1 protein-coding gene is annotated in these 746 nt (G+C 45.7%); it reads right to left on the bottom strand.

What is annotated here, in order from left to right:
- The coding region (locus EHR01_RS19170; protein WP_208721821.1) for a chitobiase/beta-hexosaminidase C-terminal domain-containing protein at positions 1 to 746 on the bottom strand (746 nt) is incomplete at both ends.

The following is a 746-nucleotide window of genomic DNA, read 5'->3' as shown; positions in this document are numbered from 1 at the left end:
GCACTAATGGCTGTTGCCGATTGACTCACAAGGGTCAACGCAGGAATTTTTGTATCGATCGTATAAACGATGCTAATGGGTGCAGAAAGATTTCCTGCTAAGTCACGACAGAGGGCTTGGAGGGTATGACTTCCTTCTGTGGATAGAGAAACTGCTTGGGAAGATTTTGTGATGATGGTTCCTTGTTTCGGTGAGAAACTAGGAGTCGATGCATCCAAAGTATAAACAATCGATCCTGGTGCTTTGTTATCGGAACAAGTGAGTGTTGTTGTTTGTGTTGTGGAAAAAGTTCCAGTTAACAAAGAACTGGTGATGGTTGGGGGAGTTGTATCACTTAAGATGGTAACGATAGAAGTGTCGTTAGGAGTTCCATCTCCATCGGTATCAAAACCGAGTGGATTCCCATTACCATCCACAATGACGACCACAGGATTTCCTGTTCCGCCAGGCCCTGTGGTAAGAAATCCTGGAGGGTTAGGACTAATATAATAATCTGGGAGTCCGTCTCCATTCGTGTCGACAGCATCAGGAATCCCATCCCCATTGGTATCGATGAGGATTAGATTGGGAGTGGTTCCACCGGTAAGGTTGATTCCATCGGATACACCATCGCCATCAGAATCTACTAAGGTTCCATCGGGTTTTCCATCACCTGACAGATCAATGGTGGCACCTGGGGTCAGGTTTTGGGAAGATGTAGGTGATCCACCGACAAGGCCAAATAGAAAAGCAAATAGACTAAAGTC

Source organism: Leptospira mtsangambouensis (assembly GCF_004770475.1).
Classification (GTDB): domain Bacteria; phylum Spirochaetota; class Leptospiria; order Leptospirales; family Leptospiraceae; genus Leptospira_A; species Leptospira_A mtsangambouensis.
Note: the sequence above shows the minus strand (reverse complement) of the source record. Positions and strands in the feature narration are given on the sequence as shown.